The organism is Micromonospora sp. SD19, assembly GCF_054462275.1.
In genome coordinates this window covers 958,711-975,425 of record NZ_JBTLMN010000002.1, presented here as the reverse complement: position 1 = coordinate 975,425, position 16,715 = coordinate 958,711, and the positions used below count along the sequence as shown (strand labels likewise).

The window sequence follows — 16,715 nt, the reverse complement described above, 5'->3', positions numbered from 1 at the left end:
TTCATGGGAGATGCCGGCACGTTCCGGCATTCCTGCGGCGATCGCCTCCTCCTCGGTCAGGACAGGATCTCGACGTACCCGTCGCTGCCGTGCACGCGGATCCGCTGCCCATCCTTGATCAGCCGGGTCGCGTCGAGCACGCTGACGACCGCCGGCAGGCCATACTCCCGCGCGATCACCGCGCCGTGCGTCATCAACCCGCCGACCTCCGTCACCAGGCCGGCGATGCCGACGAACAGGGGCGTCCAGCTGGGGTCGGTGTGGGTCGTGACGAGGATGTCACCCGCTTCGAGATCAGCCTGCGCCATGTCCAGGATGACGCGGGCGCGCCCGTCGACAGTCCCGGCGGACACCGGCACACCGACCAGCGCACCGGCCGGCACGTCGTCGCGCCGGTACGATCCGGTGATCATCTCGCCGTCCGAGGTGAGCACCCGGGGCGGGGTGAGCGCCTGGTCCGCCCGGAACGCGTCCCGCCGTCGCCGGATCAGGTCGACGTCCACCCGCTGCGACCGGACGACCTCGTGGAACTCCCCGAAGGTGAGGTAGAAGGCGTCTTCGGTAGCGGTGAGGACGCCGGCCCGTACCAGCCGCTCGGCCTCGGCCAGCAGGGCCTGCTTGTAGATGAAGTAGCGGGTGACGATGTCGTACTTCGGGTACTCCCGGTAGCCGATGAAGGTCCGTACCCGGTCGATCATCCGTTCGGTCTCGGCGGCCTTCTGCTCCCCGTCCGGCAGCGCCCGCAGGCGCGTCACCACCTCCTGCGCCTTGCGCTGCGCCTGCTGCCGGCCCTGCTCGAAGCGCCGCCGGGCGGCGCCCGGCTCGAAGAGCTTGACGTTGTCGAGGAGCACCGGCACGAGGGTGCTCGGGCGTTCGCTCCACCGCGGCCGGGTGATGTCGATCTCGCCGACGCAGCGCATCCCGTACCGGTCGAGGTACGCCTCGATGGCGGCGCGCGCCTCGGCCCCGCCGGCGACCTTCGGCAGCTCGTCGAGGAAGTCGTCGTCCGCGACGTCCTGCAGGAACGCCACCACCTCCGGGTGCGGACGGATCACGTCGGCGACGTCCAGCAACGCCAACCCCATCTCGGAGGTGATGTTGCCGGGGGCGGAGAGGGTGAGGGTGTCCGCCGCGTTCTTCTCGCCCAGCCATTCGTGCAGCCGGTCGTTGAGCCACCAGGTGGCCTCCATGCCCGCCATGATCGCCCGCATGTTCAGCGGATCGGCGAGGACCCGCTTGTGTTCCTGGAAGGCCTCCAGCAGGAAGTCGAACAGCGCCGTACCGGTCACCGTCGCGATGTCGCGCCGCAGGGTGGCGATGGACGCCTCGCTGCGCGCGATCAGCTCGGGCACGATCGCCGGATCGGCCTCGACCGACGCGCCGCCGGCCGGCAGCCTGGCCGGACCGGCACCGCTCGGGGGCGTCGTCGGAATGAAGCCGGGCCGGTCGAGGAGCGTCTCCAACGCGTCCTTCGTCAGCGGATCGGACTTCCCGACCATCTCCAGAAAATTGGCGCGGCTCGCCGGCGAGGCCAGCAGCCCGGTGGCGTCGACGAACAACCTGCCGCCGGCCTCCCGCATCTGGGCGATGGCCGTCAACTGCCACATGGACAGCCCCAGGGGCCGCATGGCGTCGGTCATCATCTGCTGGTGACCGACCGAGAGGTAGACGTGGTTCTCCTGGTCGTCGGCCTCGGGGACGGGGAACAGCGTGGTGATCGGTCGGCTCTGCACGATCTGGAAGTCGTCGTCGACCAGGCACCACTCGATATCCTGCGGACGGCCGAAGTGCGCCTCGATCCGTCGCCCGAGCCGCACCAGCCGGAGGACCTGCGCCTGCGTCAGCGCCGGCTGGTCCCGCCGCTGCGCCTCGATCGCCACCTCCCGCGTTCCGCCGCCGGGCACGGCAGCGACGGCGCGCTGTTTGACGGCGACCGACCCGGCCACCACCTCCCCGTCGCGCACCCGGAAGACGTCCGGGTTCACCAGGCCGGACACCAGGGCCTCGCCGAGGCCGAAGCTGGCGTCCACCGTCGCGACCTTCCGGTTGCCCGTCACCGGGTCCGCCGTGAACAGGATGCCCGCCGCATCCGGAAAAACCATCTTCTGTACGACGACAGCCATCTGAACCGTCCGGTGGTCGACACCGTTGCGCAGGCGGTAGATGACGGCCCGCTCGGTGAACAGCGACGCCCAGCACCGGCTGACGTGCCGCAGGATCGCCGCCGACCCCACCACGTTCAGGTAGGTGTCCTGCTGCCCGGCAAAGGACGCCGTCGGTGTGTCCTCCGCCGTCGCGCTGGAGCGCACGGCGTACGCGGCCCGATCGCCGAACCGGGCGAGCGCGCCGGTGATCGCGGCGGCCAGGTCGCCCGGGATCGCGCTCTCCTCGATGCTGCGGCGGATCGCCGCGCTGAGCGTCCGAATCGCCTCCGCGTCGTCCGGGCTCAGCCGCGACAGCTGTTCGAGCTGGTCGTCGACCGCCGGCACCTGCGCCATGACCTGCCGGAAGGCGGCTGTCGTCACGCAGAATCCGGCGGGCACCCGGATGCCGTCGACCCGGGCCAGCGCGCCCAGGTGCGCCGCCTTGCCGCCGACCACCGACACCTGCGTCTCGTCCACCTCTCGAAGATCCACCAGCGGTACCCGGTCGCCGCGGTCCTCGCCCATCGACAACACATCCACGTCGCGCCCCCGTCACCTCGTCTGTGCTGGTCCGGCCGCCGATTCTGCGCCACGACCGGGGTCTTGCGGCAAGCCCCCAGGTGCGATATACGTTAGAAGTGGCAGGGAGTGTGATCTCCTTGCCGCTTGTTTTTTGGCGGCCGATCGCGGCGCTCACTCGTCGGGGCGCGGCTCGATGCGCAGCCGTCGGCCGATCTGCCAGGAGGCGGTGGGCCAGGCCGCGACGAAGCCGGCTATCAGCCCGAGCTGACCGAGGAACCAGAACGTCGGGTTGTCGGGTCGCAGTGGTGGCTCCGGAAAGAACATGTGATGCGCGACCGTCAACCACGCGAACAACGCCGCCTCGAACACGGTGATGGTCAGCAGCTCGATCCTGCCCACGCCCGACAGCGCGTTCCCGACCTTCGCGAGGCCGCGCCCCGGCCCGGCGAAGTACCGGAAGAGCACGGCTATCGTCACCGCCGCCAGATAGTCGCCGGCGTAGCCGACCCAGAGCGGGTCCTTCGCCGGGTCGAATCTCACCGCGAACAGGGCGACCTCGGCGACGACGAAGCCGAGGGCGCAGTGGGCGCCACAGCGGGACACGTGGGTGACGACGATGCCCCGGCGGGGCCGTCGCGGTTGATCCTCCCGCCGACGCTGAGCGAACGCCTCGGGCCGGCCCCAGTTCCAGTAGAGGCGGACGGCGGCCAGGCCGACATAGAGGACGGTCACCAGCCAGACGATCTCCATGACCCTGACCGGCTGGCGGTGCCCGCGAAGATAGGTGTCGGCGAGCACGATCGCGAAACTGACCACGCCGACCGTGAGGGACGCCCACGAGAGCGCCACGAGCCACGTCGGTTGCATCCCCGCCCTCTCCGCACTCCGTTCCCAGGGCCTCCCGGAACCGAACGTGAGGGGGGATTCGCTGGCCGGCGTCGGCGGCCGAGGGCACCTCGCAGTCTGTCACGCCGTACCCGGACGGGCCGGAGGATCGGGTGTTGCGCAGGACGGCCGGCTCCGCCGACGAGAAAAGCTGACCTATAGCATAATTTTCGCCTTGCCCCCCAAAAGGGAAATTCCACGGCTAACCCGCGGTTCGGGCCGGTTACTGACCTTCAGCGACGGCGTCTTCGCGATCGCCGTGACACTTCTGGTGCTGGAGATCCAACCGCCGCATGACTTCGAGCACCTCGTCCAGGGGCTCAGGGCGCTGTGGCCGTCGTACCTGGCGTACACGCTGAGCTTCCTGCTCATCGGGCAGGTGTGGGTCAACCACCACGTGATGTTCGACCGGGTCCGGCACGTCGACCGAGGCGTCCTGTTCCTCAACACGCTGCTCCTGATGGTCATCGCGTTCCTGCCGTTCTCCACCTCACTGCTGGCCGACGCGTTGCGGGCAGAGCAGGGGCTGCGCGCGGCGGTCGTCGTCTACGGCGGCACACTGTGGACGGCGGCGGCCCTGTTCAACATCATTTGGGCTCACCTGCGCCGCGCCGGACTGCTGGACCCCGGCCTCGGCCCCTGCGGTGCGCGGGCCATCGGCCGCCGATTCCTCCTCGCGCTGGTCTGGATCGGATCCGGCGTCCTCGTCGGCGCGTTCGCGCCGATCGCCGGCGTCGTCATCATCGCCGGCTTCCTGCCCACCTACTACCTGCCCATCCGAGGCGAGTACGGCGAGGACGACCGCGCACCCTAGCTGCCGAACTCGACACCGCTGAGGGAGACGGCGCGGTACGTGGCGAGGCGTTCGGCCTGCCCGGTGACGGCCTTACGGGTGGCGTCCGACAGTCGGCGCCACGGCTGGACGGCGACCGTGAACGTCCTGCCGGACTTGCGGGGGCGCCAGGTGCCGACCAGTTCGCCGTCGACCAGGACCGCGCCCGGGCGACCCAGCACCGGCCACAACTGTTTGGCGTGGGCGCTGTCCGGCACCAGCGTCGCCCGGTCCTTGGCCTGCAGGAACAGGTCGTACGGGCCGAGCAGGCGGGTGCCGGTGCCGTCGGCCGACCCCAGCGCCTCCTCGTCCACGGCCAGCAGGGAACGCACCTCGCCGCCGACGGTCACCTCGATCACGTCGTCGGGCCAGCGTGCCTTGACATCCTTCAGCGGGGCGTCGAGATAGTCGGCCACCTGCTTCGGCGTGGCCGGGCCGAGCAGACGCAGGTACGCGCGGATGAGGTCGAACCGGTCACCCGCAGCGGACGCCTTGCGGAACCTGGTGATGCGCTCCAGGACCGGCGGTGAGGTGTCGAGCCGCAACTCCAGTCCGGCCCGCACGGCGGCGAGCCGGAACGGCATCTCGTAGAGGTGCGTGGCGTCGCACGGCCGGCAGAACCGCAGATACGGCTCGGGCAGCGCCGTGGCCAGGCGGCCGGAGACGTCCCCCTTCACCGTCGGTGTGCTGACGATGGCCCGCATCCGGGCGGCGATCTCGTCCAGCGCCGCGAGAGTGTCGATGCCGGCGGCCTTCAACGGCTTCGCGGCGTCGTAGACGCGCTTGCCCGCGTCGGCCTCGGAGAAGGGCTCGACCGCGGCCGCCACCCGCGCGATGTCGGCGCGGCGGTAGAGGTGCGGCGCGCCCCGCACGGTCCACAGCAGGACCACGTCCCGGTCGGACAGCGCCCTCACGTCGACCCCGCGCACCGCCAACGCCCACCGGGCGCCGTCCGGGCCGGTGTTCTGCACCCCGATGTCCAGCACAGCGGTGTCGGCGAGCGTGCCCTCTTCCCGGTCGAGCTGTTGGGCCCGGACCCGGAAGTTCATCACCTGGTGCCGATCGACCATGTCTGCACAGTAATTGCAGCGGCGCTTCCGATGGGTCCAGGCGCAGCCCGGCGTCCGGAGCGGGGCACACCGCCGGGACGTGCTGTCGGCGCCGGACAGACAGCGTCCCCGGGCCGGGGGAGGGGACTCCCTCCGCGCGGCGATCCGTTCGTCGCGCCACTCAGCCAGGGTGGTCTCGGAAGGCCGACACCCGGCCAGAGACAGGGAGACGACACCGTGACTCGACACCCGCCCGCGCCCGCCCCGCCACCGACCTGGGCCCGCCGGGCCGGCCACGTGGCCTGGATCGCCCCCGTGCTGGGGTTCATCCCGCTGCACGTGCCGTGGATCCTGGGCATCCCGATGTTCGCCGATCCCGACCGGTTCCGCGAGTGGTACCACGGTCGCGGCCCCGGGGTGGGGGAGTACCCCGTCGACGGGTTCCTGGGCCTGCCGGCCGGTGCGTTCTACCTGGGTCTGCTGTGCGTCCTCGCCGGACTCGGCGGGGTTCTGGCGCTGGGACTCATCAAGGACTGGGGTGTGGTCTTCCCCCGCTGGGTGCCGTGGCTGCGCGGACGTCGGGTTCCGCCGTGGGTACCGCTGACCCCGACGGTGCTGGGCTCCGCCCTGATGATCGGCTACTCGGCGACGCTGCCCTGGCAGTTCGCCGCTGACCTGTCGGACCCCGGCGGGGAGGAGATCTTCACCCCGACCGGTGTCCTGATCGGTCTCCCGCTGCTGCTGGCCTGGATGTTCGCGTTGCCGGTGGCCGGCTGGTCCTACTACCGCCGTACCCGACCTGCTGGACCTGTCGCACCACGAGGGTCGCGGGCGAATTGATCACCGATGGGACATCGGCTATCGTGCGCGTCCGTGAAGCAATCTCGTCTGACCTCCGCCCTGTTGATCCTTGCCGCCACCACGGCGCTCGCCGCCTGCGGCGACGGCGACAAGGCGACGAACGCCGGATCCACCACCCCCGCCCCGACGTCCGCAGCCCCGTCCTCGGCGGCCACCTCCGCCGCCGCCACGCCGGCCTCGTCCGCCGCGGCGGGCGGCGCGAACGACAAGCAGGTCTGCGAGTCGGTGAAGAAGGCCAACGACGAGATGCGGGCCGAGTTGGTGAAGGTCGCCACCACCGGCGACGCCTCGGCGGCGGACTTCAAGAAGATCCTGACCGAGTTGGAGCAGAAGGTGAGCGCGGTCGCCGCCACCGGCGACGGCAAGCTGGCCGATGCCCTGCGGGCCTTCGGCGCCGAGGCCGCGAAGGCCGCCGCCGCGGCGGACCCGGCGACCGCCGCCGACAACCCGGCCTTCGAGAAGGCCGGCAAGGACATCAGCACCGCGTGCAAGGCCGCCGGAATCAATGTGATCCTCTGACCGACGTAATGCGATGACGGACGGCCCCCACGCCTGAGCGGGGGCCGTCCGTCGACAACGGAGGCGATGGTCAGCCGCGGGCGGGCCTCAGTCGCTGACCGGCTCGACGCGGATGGCCGGCGACAGCGCGCGCAGGAAGTCGGGAGCGTCGAACATCTCACCGGCGGAGGCGACCCCGCTCGCCTTCGTCTGACCATCGAGGATGCGCCGGACCGCCTCCACCGCCAAGGGTGCGCTGACGGCGTAGATGTCGCGGCCACTGGCGACGACGCGGCGGCGCGCGTCGCCGCGACGGACGATGACGTCGACAGTGAACGTCTGCGCCGACCGGCCCAGCCCGTCGACAGCGACCGGCGCCGCCCCAGCAGCCAGGTCGGTGGTGGCGTCGACGGTCATGTAGGTCCGGACCTCGGGAATGACCAGGTGACGGGGGATGGTGACGACGTCGGCCATGCTGAACTCGCCGAGGACGGTGCGCCGGCCCAGCGGCGCGGGGAAGTCCCAGTCCATCCTCGGCAGCTCCCCGCCGGGGTGGTACTCCAACCGGCCCCCGGTGTAGCGGACCCGACGGCCGGCGCGGCGCTCGCGGGACACGACACCCGCGGCGACCGTCCCGGCCGTCGGGTGCCAGCTGCTCAGTCCGTACGCGACGTGCGCCTCGTCGGCCGACGTCCAGTCGCCCATGGCCGTCGTCGCGAGCAGGTCGCCGAGCCCGCCGAAGAAGGCCATCGCCGGGACCACCGCGACACCGGCAGCCCGGGCGCGCTCGGTGAAGTGCGTGAACGTGTCGAGGTTGGCCTCGATCTCTGCGGCCACGTCCACGTACGGGATCCCGGCGCGCAACGCGGCCTCGATCACCCCGGCGGCGGTCGACGCGAACGGGCCGGCGCAGTTGATGACCGCGTCCACACCGGTCAGCGCCGCGTCGAGCGAGGCCGGGTCGTCGACCGACGCCACCCGGAAGGGGAGTCCGAGAGACGCCAGCCGGCCCGCGTCGCGACCCACCGGCAACGCGTCGAACCCGCGTTCGCTCAATTCCGTCACCACGAACCGTCCGGTGTGCCCGTACGCACCGAACACCGCCACGCTGTGGCCCATCACTGCCCCCTCGAAAGATCGACTGAGCCCAGCCTTCCGCAGCGGCCCGCTACCGACCAGTGTCGGGAACGCCAACGCGCGTACAGTTTCGGACATGGCCCTTGTCGCGATCGCCGCCACCGACGGGATGCTGCACCTCGAGTTGGCGCTGGCCTGTGAGGTCTTCGCCCACGACCCCTCCGGCCTGGCCGACCCCTGGTACGACCTGATGGTCTGCGGCCCCGGCCCGGTCCGCGTCGGCCGCTTCCTGCTGGAGCCCGACGACGGGTTGGACCGTCTCACCCACGCCGACACGGTGATCATCCCGTCCGTCGAGGACGTCGACGTGGACGTACCCCCCGACCTGCTCGACGCGGTCCGCGCGGCCCACCGGGCGGGCGCCCGGATGGTTGCGCTCTGCACCGGCGCGTTCGTGCTCGCCGCCGCCGGGGTGCTCGACGGGCTGCGGGCCACCACCCACTGGGCCCACACCGACACGCTGGCCGCCCGTTATCCGCGGGTCCGGGTCGACCCGGATGTGCTCTACGTCGACAACGGCACCGTGCTCGCCTCCGCCGGCAAGGCCGCCGCGATCGACCTGTGCCTGCACCTGATCCGCCGCGACCACGGCCCGACCGTCGCCAACGCCGTCGCGCGCCGCCTGGTCGTGCCACCGCACCGCGCCGGCGGTCAGGCCCAGTACGTCACCACACCGGTACCCGCCCGCGACGACCACCCGCTCACCACCCTGTTCCCCTGGGTGCTGGCCCGCCTCGACCGGCCGCTGACAGTCGAGGACCTGGCCCGGCAGGCGAACATGAGCTCGCGCAACCTGGCCCGCCACTTCCGGTCGGCCACCGGCACCACCCCACTGTCGTGGCTGTCGACGCAGCGGATCCGCCGCGCCCAGGAGTTGCTGGAGAACACCGACGACAGCATCGACGCCATCGCCCAGGCAGCCGGCCTGGGCACCGCCACGACGTTGCGTCGACACTTCCACCGCACCGTCGGCGTCCCGCCGGACGCCTACCGGCGTACCTTCCGGGCCACCGGGTGATCCTTCAGAGCCCGCGCGCCGGCTTCGCCGTCAGCTGACCGTGCCGTCAGCGCTGGTCGGGCGTTGCCGGGCGAACGCGTCGCGCCTGCCCCACCGGCCGGGGATGTCCAGCAGCGCGATCCGCCCGAAGGTGGCGGGCAACGCCGGGTCCACGGCCAGATGGTCCTCGTGTGGGTTGATACCGAGCATGGTGCGGAGCAGCAGCATGGTCGCCCCGCTGGACCACGCCTGCGGACTGCCCGCGGTCGGGTACCGGATCGGGAACTTGGTGGTGTCACGGTCGAACCCGCCGAACGCCTCGGGCAGCCGACCCTCGAAGTAGGTGGCCGCGGACAGGATGCCCTCGGCGATGCGGGCCGCCTCGTTGCCGAACCCGTACCGGCGCAGTCCCCAGGCGATGAAGGAGTTGTCGAACGGCCAGACCGTACCGTTGTGGTAGCCGAGCGGGTTGTAGCGGCGCTGCCCGTCGGCGAACGTCCGCACACCCCAACCGGAGAAGAGCGCCGGACCCATCAGGTGCTCCACCACCCGGGGCGCCCGCTCCGGCGGCACGATGCCGCTCCACAACAGATGCCCGATGTTGGACGACAGGCTGTCCACGGCCGTGCCGTCGTGGTCGAGCGCGAGGGCGTAGAAGCCGCGGTCCTCAAGCCAGAAGTCCCGGTTGAACCGCTCGTACAGCGCCGCCGCCTCGCTCTCCAGCCGCTCGGCGTAGGCCGGATCACCCCACACGGTACGGGCCAGCCGCGCTCCTCTGATCTTGGCGTCGTAGGCGTACCCCTGGGTTTCGCAGGTCGCCCTCGGGAAGCCCGGCAGCCGCCCGTCGGCGTAGGAGATGCTGTCCCAGGAGTCCTTCCAGCACTGGTTGTCCAGGCCAGTGGCCCGGTTACGTCGCTGGTACCAGACGTAGCCGGTGGAGGTCAGGTCCGCGTACCTGTCGATCCAGGTCAGCGCCGCGCGAGCCTCCTGCTCCAACTCCAGCGCCAGCGCGGTGTCACCGCTCCACCGCTCGTACTCGTCGAGCAGCACCACGAACAGCGGCGAGGCGTCCACAGTGCCGTAGTAGGGGGAGTGCGGCTGCTCCTCGAACGCGGCGGACTCTCCGTAGCGCAACTCGTGCAGGATCCGGCCCGGGTCCTCCTCCAACACGTCGTCGGTCCGGGCGCCCTGCAACGACGCGAGAATCCGCAACGTCGGTGGGGTCAGCGACGGGGTGACGGGCAGGGTCTGCAAGCAGGTCAACAGGCTGTCGCGGCCGAACAGGGTCATGAACCAGGGCAACCCGGCCGCGGGCACGCTCGCTCCGCCGAGCGACAGCGGGGCGAAGCGCAGCGCCGCCAGGTCCACGAGGCTGCGGTGGTAGACCTGCTGGAGGCCGACGCTGTCGGTGTCCAGGGTCGGGGCCGCCGCGACCCAGTCCCGCATGCTGGTGGGCAGGGTGGAGTCGTCCGGCCGTTGGGCCCGCAGGGCGGAGCGCAGGTCGACGCCGTCCGGACGCAGCGCCAGCATGACGGCCTGCAACCGGGTCGACCACTGCTGCCCCGGGCGTAGCCGGACCGCGAACCGAAGGCCGCCCGGGTCGAACTGCGCGGGCTCACTCGCCGACACGACAACCTCACGGTGGTAGGTGCCCCGCCGGTAGCCCAGGCGCAACTCGTTCTTGCCGACCTTGGTGTAGTAGGTGCCGGCCTTCTCCTCGATGTCGAACTTGATCTCGAAGATGTCGGCGAAGTCCGCTTCCACCTCCAGGCGTACGTCGAGCGTCATGTCCTCCTCGCCGTAGTTGAAGATCGTGAGCGATTCGGTGAGGTCCGGGCCGATGCGCCGGCGCCGAATGGCTGACACGTCCGCCTCCACGTAGTCGACCGCCCGACCCGGCACCGCGAAGAACGTCACCTCGAAGTACTGGCTGTCGTCCACCGACAGCGCCGTCATGCACTCACCGTCGACGGTGAGCCGCCAGCGGGACAGGAAGCGGGTGTCGGCGGCGAAGAGGCCGACCGGAGTGCTCGGGGACGACTCCACGTCCCCGCTGGCGTCGGAGACCATGAAGGTGTTCCCGTCGATGCACGCCACGGTGCCCGCGATGTCCCTCACCGGTCACGCCCCACTGTCGGGATCGTCGGGCTGAGACCGGCCGGACGCTCGCGGAAACAGCCGCCCGATGCGCAACGCCAGAGCGAGATCACCGTCGACGATGACCTCGCCCCGGGTGATCGCCGCCAGCCCGTTCACCTCGCCCCGCGCCATCGCGTCCGCGACCTGCGCCGACACCTTGATCACCGTGGTGGCCGGACCACCGCTTTTGATCACCCGCATCTGGCCATGGTCGATGTCCAGCAGCCACTGCTCCAGACGGCCACCGTCGTGGATGTCGAACCGGACACTCCCACGGACCTTGCTGAACCGCGGATCCTGGCCGGCGACCGCCAACCGCTCGAAGAAGTCGCTGGTCTCCGACATCCCACCTCCTCGGGCGCTGGTATCAGCCGATGCCGGCTACCCGGTTCGGGTAACACCTAACGCCGGGCGGCACCAGTGGTTCAGGGAGCGAGCGAGAAGCGGGTCCAGGTGCTTCCGTCCGTGGTGACCAGGACGTGGTCCGGCTCGCCCGTCGAGCCGTCGTCGCTACCGAAGAGCCAGGCGAAGCCGGGCGCGACGCTGACCGAACCGACGAGTCGGCCGTACTCCCTGGCGACTGTGAAGTGCCGCCCGCCATCCCGGCTGACCAAGAGCCGCGCGCGGCGGTCCGGTTCGGTGCCCCCACCGGGCGTGACCGCCAGCAGGGACCCGTCCGACCCCACAGTGAGGTCGTAGTGGATCTGATTCGACAGCTCGGCACCCGTGTCCGTCCAGGTCTTCGCGCCGTCCGTGGTCCGCAACAGCCGCACCCCGCCGCCGGTGGCCGACGGTTTGGTCAAGACGTACCCTTCCCGGTCGTTCAGCCCGACCGCCGTGATCACCCCGGCGTCGTCACCCGCCTCCCAGCTGGTCCAGGTCGCGCCGCGGTCGGCGCTGCGGGCGACAGTCGAGCCCCGGCCGCTCCCCATCCGGTACGTGGCCCAGATGCTGCCGTCGGCCGCCGGATAGAGGCTGAACAGCGGACGCCACGAGGGTGCCGCAGCGGTGAGCCGGTACACCGTTCCGCTCGACGGATCCACCGCCAGCGGCTCCGCCACCGGCCCACAGCCGAACCCACAGGGCACCGGCCGAGCCGTCACCGGGAACGCCGGCACGGCAACGATCGCGGAGTTGCCGTCGCGCCAGGTGCGGCCGTAGTCGGTGGACAGGTGGGTCACCCCCGAGTCGGTGACCAGATAGGACCGCTCACCGAGGACGGAGAAGTCAGTGCCACTGCCAGGTGTCCCGGCCGCCGTGCCGGCCGCGCACCTGGTGCCCTCGAAGCGCGCCGCGTCCCAGTCCGACCAGCTGCGGCCGCCGTCGCCGGTGTACGCGAAGCGCACCACGCAGCCGTCGTGGCGCACGTCGACCCCGGAGGTCGGCCCGGTCAGCGTGAGTTGGCTGACCGACCCACCCGACGGTGGCGGCGGTTCGGCCGGCGCGGCCCGCTCCGGCCCGGACACCATCGGTACGACCGCCAGCCCGACCAGTGCGACCAACGCGGTCGCCACCACCCCGACCGACCGGCGTCGACGGGACCGGGCCGTGGCGTGCAGCTCGTCGAGAGGCGGCTGCGACACGGCCTCGGTGATCGTGTCCAGGTCGAATCCGGAGAACTTACGATTGGACATCGATCCTCCCGGCTTGGGTAGCGTCGGTTTCCCCCGTGGTGGTGTCGTCGGTGTCGGCGAGCAGCGCCGCCAGGGCGACCCGGCCCCGCGACAGCCGAGACTTCACCGTCCCGGACGACACGCCCAGCGTGGCGGCGACCTCGTCCACCGGCAGGTCGACGAGGTAGTGCAGGGCCAGCGCCTGCCGCTGCCCCTCCGGCAGCACGCGCAGCGCGGCGAGCAGGGCGAGGTGCTCCGGGGAGTGGTCGGCGACGGCCGGCGGCGGGCCGATCCGGCGCAGCAGCCCGTCCAGCACCCGACGGCGGCGGTACCGGCTGCGGGCCCAGTTCACCGCGACCCGACGCAACCACGCCTCCGGGTTGTCCAGCCCGGCGAACCGCCCCGGCGACACCAGCGCACGGGTGAACGCCTCCTGAACCGCCTCCTGCGCCTCGGTCAGGTCGCCGGTCACCGCGTACAGCTGGACCACCAGGCGCCGGAAACAGCCGGCGTACAGCTCGGAGATCAGATCGCCGTCGGACACCGCCACCCCCCTTCTCCACCACTCCCACCAACGGGCCGGGGAGAAGGTTCCGGTGGCTGGCCAGAATCCCTGTCAGTCGAGGTTGAAGTCCACCACGACCGGTGCCCGCCCGACCCGCACGGCGGTCGCGGCGTCGAAGCCGGCGGCGCCGCGGTGCCAGACCGGTGGGGCGTACGCGCAGTCGCAGCGCAGCTTCACCCGCTGCCCGGGGAGCAGGCGCAGGTCGTAACCGCTGCCCACGTCCGCCACACCGGCCAGGTCCCCGGTGGCCGCGTCGAACGCGATCACCTGGGCGTAGGTGAGCAGTTCGTCGACCCGTACCGCCCCACTGAGCGGTGTCCCGGCGGGCAGCGCCTGATTCAGGGTCGCCGTCTGCTGGGCGCGTACCCGCACCGGACGCGCCTGCTGCCGGCTGCCCACCCCACCGGACCAGACGGTCGCCAGGCCGGCGGCGGCGAACTGGACCGGCCAGTGGTACGGGCCGAGACCGGTGATCGTGTAGCGGCCGTCGTCGTCGGTGGTCGGGCCGTGGTCGCCGTACTTCGGATCCGGCACGTACGGCACCGCCATGACCCGGGCGCGGGGGACCGGCGCGCCCGTCGCCGCGTCGGTCACCACCCCGACGACGGTGCCGGGCGGGTCGAGTCGGACGTCCGGCACAGCGGTCACCGCACCGGCGCGCACCTGGACCACCCGGGCCCGCTCGCGCTCACCGGTGCCGCCGTGCCGGCCGACCCACTGCCAGCCGTGCGTCGTCGTGTCGTAGGGGCGCACCAGCAGCCGGTACCGCCCCGGTGCGACATCGCCGGTCACCAGGACACCCTGCTCGTCGGCGCAGCCCCCGTACCGCCCGAGCTGATCCTCGCCGAGGGTGACCGCCGCCAACGCCGCGGCGTCCACCGGGACGAGCGCGGCGCAGGCCCGGGGGACCGGCGCGCCGCTCGCCGCGTCGCGCACCACCGTCCGGACGCCGCCGGGCGCGGACGACCCGGGGGGAGCCGCGGCGGCCGGCGCGGCGGCCTCCACGACGAGCAGGGCGACGGCGGCGATGGCGGTCAGCTGGCGCAGGAGTGCGCGGCTCATGGGGTGTCCTTCCGACGGCGCCACGGGTGGGCCGACGGTAACCGCAGACAGTGATCCATTTCGGTCAATGTCGCCATGTCGACCGTCGCCGGTCGGGTAACCGGCCACCCCCTCCCGGATCGGACGTTCTCCCCCGAACCCGGCGCGGACGGCACCGGTACGACATAGCGTCACGGGGGCGGGACCACCGCCGCCCCCGGCAGCGGACCGGCGGCGACGCCACCTGAGAGGACCGGACATGAGTCGTGTCGACACTGTGCTCCTGCCCGAGCTGGACGGGCCGGTGCCGGCGACGTTGCCGCGCGCGCTCGGCCTGCTGAGCCTGGCCCTGGGCGTGGGCGCCCTGGCCGCGCCCGGTCCTGTCGCGCGGATGACGGGCGTGGACGACAGCCCGGCCGCCCGGTCCGTACTCCCCGCCATCGGCCTGCGGGAGTTGGGCAGCGCCGCCGGCCTGCTCAGCGGCCGCCGCCCGGCCGGTTGGGCCTGGAGTCGGGTGGCCGGCGACGCGATGGACCTCGCAGTGCTCGGGCGGGCCCTGGCCGACCGTGCTGGTGACCGCCGCCGCCGGGTCGCGCTGACCACCCTCGCCATCGCCGGCATCACCGCCGTGGACGTGCTCGCCGCCGTCCGCACCGGCCGGGCCCGACGGGCCCGCGCCCGGGTGATCCAGATGGAGATCGCGGTGACGGTGAACCGGTCGCCCGCCGAGGCGTACCGGTTCTGGCGGGACATGGAGAACCTGCCCCGGTTCATGGCGCACCTGGAATCCGTCCGCGCCGACGACCTGCGCCGCTCGCACTGGATCGCCAGGGGGCCGGCCGGGCGCCGCGTCGAGTGGGACGCCGAGATCATCGACGACCAGCCGAACAAGTCGATCACCTGGCGGTCGCTGCCGGGAAGCCGGGTGCCAAACGCCGGCCGGGTCCGGTTCGTACCCGCCCCCGGTGACCGGGGCACCGAGGTGCGGGTGGAGTTGCGCTACGCGCCGCCAGCCGGCGCGCTGGGTCGAGCGGTGGCGAAGCTCTTCGGCGAAGAACCCGAGCAGCAGGTCCGTGACGACCTGCGCCGGTTCAAGCAGGTGCTGGAGACCGGCGAGGTCGTCCGGTCCGAGGGCAGCCCCAACGGCATCTCCGTCCGCCAACAGGCCATGCAGCGTCCCGCCCAGCCGCTGCCGCCGTCGCGTCGCTGACCGTCCACGCTCCGAAAGGGACCGATAATGAAGGCCACCGCCTGGATGGGCGCCGACAGCGTCAAGGTCATCGACGTACCCGACCCGAAGATCATGAACGCCCGGGACGCGATCGTGCGGATCAGCACCACCGCGATCTGCGGCTCCGACCTGCACCTCTACCACGGCTACATTCCCGCGATGCGCAAGGGCGACATCCTCGGCCACGAGTTCATGGGCGAGGTGGTGGAGGTGGGCCCGCAGGTCCGCAACCTCGCCCCCGGCGACCGGGTGGTGGTGCCCTTCCCGATCGCCTGCGGGCACTGCGCCTCCTGCCAGCGCGGCCTCTACTCGGTCTGCGAGAACTCCAACCCGAACGCCGGCATCGCCGAGAAGATCATGGGGCACTCGCCGGCCGGCATCTTCGGCTACTCGCACCTGCTCGGCGGGTACGCGGGCGGCCAGGCCGAGTACGCCCGGGTGCCGTTCGCCGACGTCGGCCCGATCAAGGTGCCCGACGAGATCAGCGACGACCAGGCGGTCATGCTCGCCGACGTGTTCCCCACCGGCTACATGGGCGCCGAGATGTGCGACATCAAACCCGGTCAGGTGATCGCCGTCTGGGGCGCCGGGCCGGTCGGGCTGCTCGCCGCCGCCAGCGCCCGGCTGCTCGGCGCGGAGCGGGTCATCATCATCGACCGGTTCCCGTACCGGCTGCGGCTGGCCGAGAAGCACATCGGCGCCGAGACGATCAACTACGAGTCCGTCGACGTGCTGGACACGCTCAACGCGATGACCGCCGGCCGGGGCCCCGACGCGTGCATCGACGCGGTGGGCATGGAGAGCCACCACGGCAACACCGCCATGTACGCGTACGACCGGGCCAAGCAGGCCGCGCGGGTCGAGACGGAACGGCCGTTCGCCCTTCGGCAGGCGATCCTGGCCTGCCGCTCCGGAGGGGTGGTATCGGTCATCGGCGCGTACGGCGGCTTCGTCGACAAGTTCCCGATGGGCGCGTTCATGAACCGGTCGCTGGTCATGCGGACCGGCCAGTGCCACGTTCAGCGCTACACCCGACCGCTGCTGGAGCGCATCCAGCGCGGCGAGATCGACCCGAGCTTCATCGTCAGCCACCGGATGCCGCTGCGCGACGCCCCGAAGGGCTACAAGATCTTCCAGAAGAAGCAGGACGACTGTACGAAGGTGCTGCTCAAGGTCTGACCAGGCGCAGAGGTGCTGGCGG

General features: G+C 71.7%; 15 protein-coding genes. 6 read left to right on the top strand and 9 right to left on the bottom strand.

Annotation, left to right across the window (positions count from 1 at the left end; translation table 11 throughout):
- Positions 1-56: 56 nt before the first annotated feature.
- Together rph and ACX27O_RS11685 are read right to left on the bottom strand one after the other, a co-directional pair.
- A complete protein-coding gene (gene rph, locus ACX27O_RS11690; protein WP_210866891.1) occupies positions 57-2,669 on the bottom strand; it encodes a rifamycin-inactivating phosphotransferase in 2,613 nt (870 codons plus the stop codon).
- A 168-nt stretch (positions 2,670-2,837) separates the two neighbouring features.
- A complete protein-coding gene (locus ACX27O_RS11685) occupies positions 2,838-3,533 on the bottom strand; it encodes a DUF4396 domain-containing protein (RefSeq protein ID WP_210866892.1) in 696 nt (231 codons plus the stop codon).
- 193 nt (positions 3,534-3,726) lie between these two features.
- Here ACX27O_RS11685 and ACX27O_RS11680 point away from each other — a divergent pair, with 193 nt between their 5' ends.
- Positions 3,727-4,365, top strand: a complete 639-nt coding sequence (locus tag ACX27O_RS11680; RefSeq protein WP_210858436.1) for a TMEM175 family protein — start codon at positions 3,727-3,729, stop codon at positions 4,363-4,365.
- On the opposite strand, the gene ACX27O_RS11675 is transcribed toward ACX27O_RS11680, so the two are convergent.
- A complete protein-coding gene (locus ACX27O_RS11675) occupies positions 4,362-5,453 on the bottom strand; it encodes a winged helix DNA-binding domain-containing protein (protein ID WP_210866893.1) in 1,092 nt (363 codons plus the stop codon). The two genes, ACX27O_RS11680 and ACX27O_RS11675, sit on opposite strands and share 4 nt — an antisense overlap.
- Positions 5,454-5,669: 216 nt before the next feature.
- Here ACX27O_RS11675 and ACX27O_RS11670 point away from each other — a divergent pair, with 216 nt between their 5' ends.
- The gene (locus ACX27O_RS11670; protein WP_210866894.1) at positions 5,670-6,272 is read left to right on the top strand and encodes a hypothetical protein; all 603 of its coding nucleotides are present in this window, start codon (positions 5,670-5,672) and stop codon (positions 6,270-6,272) included.
- Positions 6,273-6,305: 33 nt separating this feature from the next.
- Positions 6,306-6,812: a hypothetical protein gene (locus ACX27O_RS11665; protein WP_357639396.1), complete on the top strand. Its 507-nt coding sequence runs from the start codon at positions 6,306-6,308 to the stop codon at positions 6,810-6,812.
- A gap of 87 nt (positions 6,813-6,899) precedes the next feature.
- Here ACX27O_RS11665 and ACX27O_RS11660 read toward each other — a convergent pair whose 3' ends face one another.
- Entirely contained in the window at positions 6,900-7,910 is a 1,011-nt protein-coding gene (locus tag ACX27O_RS11660; protein ID WP_357639398.1) for a saccharopine dehydrogenase family protein, read from the bottom strand.
- Positions 7,911-8,004: 94 nt separating this feature from the next.
- Here ACX27O_RS11660 and ACX27O_RS11655 point away from each other — a divergent pair, with 94 nt between their 5' ends.
- Positions 8,005-8,946 carry a helix-turn-helix domain-containing protein gene (locus ACX27O_RS11655; RefSeq protein ID WP_357639401.1) on the top strand — a complete coding sequence of 314 codons (942 nt, stop codon included), beginning with the start codon at positions 8,005-8,007 and terminating at the stop codon, positions 8,944-8,946.
- Positions 8,947-8,976: 30 nt separating this feature from the next.
- On the opposite strand, the gene ACX27O_RS11650 is transcribed toward ACX27O_RS11655, so the two are convergent.
- The 5 genes from ACX27O_RS11650 to ACX27O_RS11630 form a co-directional block, all read right to left on the bottom strand.
- On the bottom strand, positions 8,977-11,043 hold the full coding sequence (locus ACX27O_RS11650) for an amylo-alpha-1,6-glucosidase (protein ID WP_458939392.1): 2,067 nt from the start codon (positions 11,041-11,043) through the stop codon (positions 8,977-8,979).
- Positions 11,044-11,046: 3 nt separating this feature from the next.
- The gene (locus tag ACX27O_RS11645) at positions 11,047-11,409 is read right to left on the bottom strand and encodes an SCP2 sterol-binding domain-containing protein (protein ID WP_458939391.1); all 363 of its coding nucleotides are present in this window, start codon (positions 11,407-11,409) and stop codon (positions 11,047-11,049) included.
- A gap of 80 nt (positions 11,410-11,489) precedes the next feature.
- Positions 11,490-12,698, bottom strand: coding sequence for a WD40/YVTN/BNR-like repeat-containing protein (locus ACX27O_RS11640; protein ID WP_358135952.1), 1,209 nt, complete (start codon positions 12,696-12,698; stop codon positions 11,490-11,492).
- Positions 12,685-13,221 (bottom strand): sigma-70 family RNA polymerase sigma factor, encoded by a 537-nt coding sequence (locus ACX27O_RS11635; protein WP_210866900.1) that lies wholly within the window; start codon positions 13,219-13,221, stop codon positions 12,685-12,687. Before ACX27O_RS11635 ends, ACX27O_RS11640 begins: the two co-directional genes overlap by 14 nt.
- 72 nt (positions 13,222-13,293) lie before the next feature.
- Positions 13,294-14,304 carry a carboxypeptidase-like regulatory domain-containing protein gene (locus ACX27O_RS11630; protein ID WP_458939390.1) on the bottom strand — a complete coding sequence of 337 codons (1,011 nt, stop codon included), beginning with the start codon at positions 14,302-14,304 and terminating at the stop codon, positions 13,294-13,296.
- Between the two features lie 238 nt (positions 14,305-14,542).
- On the opposite strand from ACX27O_RS11630, the gene ACX27O_RS11625 reads away from it, so the two are divergent.
- Complete coding sequence (locus ACX27O_RS11625; protein ID WP_458939389.1) at positions 14,543-15,493, top strand: SRPBCC family protein; 951 nt, start codon at positions 14,543-14,545, stop codon at positions 15,491-15,493.
- Positions 15,494-15,520: 27 nt separating this feature from the next.
- Positions 15,521-16,693 (top strand): zinc-dependent alcohol dehydrogenase, encoded by a 1,173-nt coding sequence (locus tag ACX27O_RS11620; RefSeq protein ID WP_030332667.1) that lies wholly within the window; start codon positions 15,521-15,523, stop codon positions 16,691-16,693.
- The last annotated feature ends 22 nt before the right edge of the window (positions 16,694-16,715 follow it).

Coding starts and splice junctions, on each gene's coding strand:
- rph (WP_210866891.1), bottom strand. CDS start 2,669: ATGGGCGAGGACCGCGGCGACCGGGTACCGCTGGTGGATCTTCGAGAG.
- ACX27O_RS11685 (WP_210866892.1), bottom strand. CDS start 3,533: ATGCAACCGACGTGGCTCGTGGCGCTCTCGTGGGCGTCCCTCACGGTC.
- ACX27O_RS11675 (WP_210866893.1), bottom strand. CDS start 5,453: ATGGTCGATCGGCACCAGGTGATGAACTTCCGGGTCCGGGCCCAACAG.
- ACX27O_RS11660 (WP_357639398.1), bottom strand. CDS start 7,910: ATGGGCCACAGCGTGGCGGTGTTCGGTGCGTACGGGCACACCGGACGG.
- ACX27O_RS11655 (WP_357639401.1), top strand. CDS start 8,005: ATGGCCCTTGTCGCGATCGCCGCCACCGACGGGATGCTGCACCTCGAG.
- ACX27O_RS11645 (WP_458939391.1), bottom strand. CDS start 11,409: ATGTCGGAGACCAGCGACTTCTTCGAGCGGTTGGCGGTCGCCGGCCAG.
- ACX27O_RS11640 (WP_358135952.1), bottom strand. CDS start 12,698: ATGTCCAATCGTAAGTTCTCCGGATTCGACCTGGACACGATCACCGAG.
- ACX27O_RS11630 (WP_458939390.1), bottom strand. CDS start 14,304: ATGAGCCGCGCACTCCTGCGCCAGCTGACCGCCATCGCCGCCGTCGCC.
- ACX27O_RS11625 (WP_458939389.1), top strand. CDS start 14,543: ATGAGTCGTGTCGACACTGTGCTCCTGCCCGAGCTGGACGGGCCGGTG.
- ACX27O_RS11620 (WP_030332667.1), top strand. CDS start 15,521: ATGAAGGCCACCGCCTGGATGGGCGCCGACAGCGTCAAGGTCATCGAC.